This is a genomic window from Fodinibius sp. (assembly GCF_041642155.1).
Taxonomy (GTDB): Bacteria; Bacteroidota; Rhodothermia; order Balneolales; family Balneolaceae; genus Fodinibius.
In genome coordinates, this window is the sequence record NZ_JBEPWZ010000348.1 from 1 (window position 1) to 2,870 (window position 2,870).

The 2,870-nt window shown below is 48.6% G+C and carries 2 protein-coding genes; both read right to left on the reverse strand.

Annotation, left to right across the window (positions count from 1 at the left end; translation table 11 throughout):
• Window positions 1-179 precede the first annotated feature (179 nt).
• Entirely contained in the window at window positions 180-1,442 is a 1,263-nt protein-coding gene (locus ACESLU_RS13735; RefSeq protein ID WP_372639196.1) for an HD domain-containing protein, read from the reverse strand.
• A 199-nt stretch (window positions 1,443-1,641) separates the two neighbouring features.
• Window positions 1,642-2,076 carry an acyl-CoA thioesterase gene (locus ACESLU_RS13740; RefSeq protein ID WP_372639197.1) on the reverse strand — a complete coding sequence of 145 codons (435 nt, stop codon included), beginning with the start codon at window positions 2,074-2,076 and terminating at the stop codon, window positions 1,642-1,644.
• Between the last annotated feature and the right edge of the window lie 794 nt (window positions 2,077-2,870).

The window sequence follows — 2,870 nt, forward strand, 5'->3', positions numbered from 1 at the left end:
AATGTTTCATTCAGAGACCTTTGAAAAACCATCAGCTTCTTGTTCTGTTATCCAATGCGCATTTTATTTACCAACTGCTGAGCTTTTCGCCTGCAACGCCAGCAGCCGGTCCGTCGTAGGGGTGCCGTGAGGAGAGGGGGAGGAGGAGTGGGATGGTGTGGATATTAATATGTTAGGTATCACCGTTTCACATCAAAGGCCTTCAGGTGCACCACATAAGGTTTGACGACAGGCTCGGTGAGGGCAATGATGTTTTGCGTGTCGGCGGCTTTGGAAAATTCTACGGCTTTATCCTTTTCTTCCAAAATCCATATTCCCTCATTTTCATAGCGGTAGGCCTCGCTGTAGCTTTCGTCAAAAGAGTAAAAATACCGAGCGGCGGACTCATCGTGGGGAAGTCCCTGGGCTTTCAGGGTATGTTGTGTTTTGCTCCTGATCTTTTCCCTGAGCTTGGCAGTCGGGGTGCCATCCAGGAAGGTGGTGCGGAACAGGGAGCGCGACTGGAACCGCTGGCAGAGTTCGGCGAGGATGGGATCATCGGCATATTGCCAGTATTTAATGCTTTGATAGACGTCGTTGTCATCGAGCTGAAGATATTGTTCAAGCACCCGGCGGGAGATTCCTTTGGTGGCCGTGGGACGATTTTCCAGGAAGAATTGCAGGGAGGGGGAGGCCTGGTACAAGACGTCCCCGGAAGCAATGAGTTCGCGCACGCGCTTGAAAATATTTCGAAGCAGCTTGTCGGCACTTAAAACGGTCTTGTGCAGGTAGACCTGCATATACATCAGTCGCCGGGCCAGGATGTAATTTTCTATGGCATAGATACCTTTCTTTTCGATCACGATATTGCCTTTGTATACCCGCATGGTTTTGAGGATGCGCTCGATACCCACCGACCCTTCATAAACGGAGGTAAAGACGCTGTCGCGCTTCAGGTAATCCAGCCGGTCAATGTCCAACTGCGAGGAGATAAGCTGGTTTAAAAAAGGTTTTTTGGGGTATTGATCGGTAAAAATTTTAATGGCCAGATTCAGCGCACCATTCATCTCCTTGTTGAGTTTACGCATAATGGCGAGGGTCATCATTTCGTGATGAAAATCTTGAATCAGGTTGAATTCGAGCGTGTGGGAGAGCGGACCGTGCCCCACATCATGCAGCAGCACGGCGATCAATGTGCCTTCGAATTCAGCGGGACTGATGGTCGTATCTTTTTCGCGGAGATTGTTGAGGATGCGCTGGGCCAGCTCCATGGCGCCGAGGGCGTGGGAGAAGCGGGAATGTTCCGCCGCCGGAAATACGAGATACCCCAGGCCCATCTGCTTGATTCGGCGCAGCCGCTGGACGTAGGGATGATCGATTAAATCCAGGATAATGCCCTTGGGGACCGTAATGAATCCGTGAATGGGATCATTAAACATCTTGTATTGCGTGCTTTTGTCCATACTACAATGGGTCTTTAGTGATTGTGAGAGCTATATACAGAGAAAATAACCATTAAATTTGGCTTTTGAGGAAAACATCAGGGGACTGCATTGGGCCGGACTGCCGGGCGGCCATTTTAGGGATTGACATCCCCGCAGCACAGAATAAACGCTCGAACAGGATGATACTACATTAATCCGTTAACTCAAGGATGTGTATCTAACCGCTCACGAGAAATTGATCGGCATTCTCTAATTCAGGGAGGCGGCTCGGCTTCTGTTGTTCGAGGTCAAACCACACGCCGTGGGCTTCAGCCACGGAAACCAGTTTTTTATCCTCTGCCAGGTAGATCGCCTGAATGCTTGAAATACTGGAGTTGCCCATCTTTTTGATGCCAGAGCCGATGAGCAGGCTGCCCGGGTATTCAGCCGGGTAAATGTAATCGATGGTGATATTGGCCAGGACAAAACTGAAGCCCTCCTGGAGCTGATCGGCAAAAGCGGGGACCTGCCGGATGAACTCGATGCGTGCCTCCTCGTAATAGGTATTGAACAGGGCGTTGTTGACATGGTTGAGGGGATCCAGGTCCCGGAACCGGATGGGAATTTCCGACCAGTGGGGGAACAGGTCCTGTTGGTATGAAGGTTTTTTCATGCGATGGTTCGTCTAATCTGATAATCTGAAAAGTGAAATATGACTTCTGTCTAAAATAATAGGGAAAAACGTCCCCCGGCCACGTATCTGATCCGCCTGATGTCCGAAGTCAGGGATGACCTGGGGCTGTCCTGGCAATCAGCTGCCGGTCGGATGAAATGAATCCAAGCCGGGAGGCTCCCGCGAATACTGTATAAAACAGTTGTTATCCTGAGACAGCAAAATGAAAGTAGAGAAAATTTCCTAAAGATAAAATGATTGGCAGCGGGCTTTTCAATACCGTTCTTTGGGCCAATCTCTGTATTTTTGCGCATTCAAAATCCTCGCATACGCTATATTTCCTGCGGTTATGAATGTGCTCAGGCTTTGATATTGACCAAAAATCCCGGCTTTTCAAAACCCGCTGATATGCAGTTACGTTCCGGGGTGGTGTATAAAAACCGGTGGGAGAAAGGCGGGCGGGGAGACAGAGCGGGAGATAAATAATGGCATCCACAAGCAGTAAATTTCATTTAACGGACAGTGGATGAATGCTTATATTCTTTCACGTACGATCTATCCTGGATTTCTCACAAAGAGGTATGGCGTATTGTTGTAACTTTATGATACCGATAAATTTATCTCCATATTTGAGGCCAAAAATTATGAAAGTGCCGGACATACCGAGAATTTTGCCCGTCTGCGGAGTTGAGGGTCATAATACTATGCTTAACATACCGGATAGTATGCTTGACACACCGGAGTACGTTTCCGCTGCCATTTTTCTTCGCCTGGGTAAAGAGTTAATTTCTTTG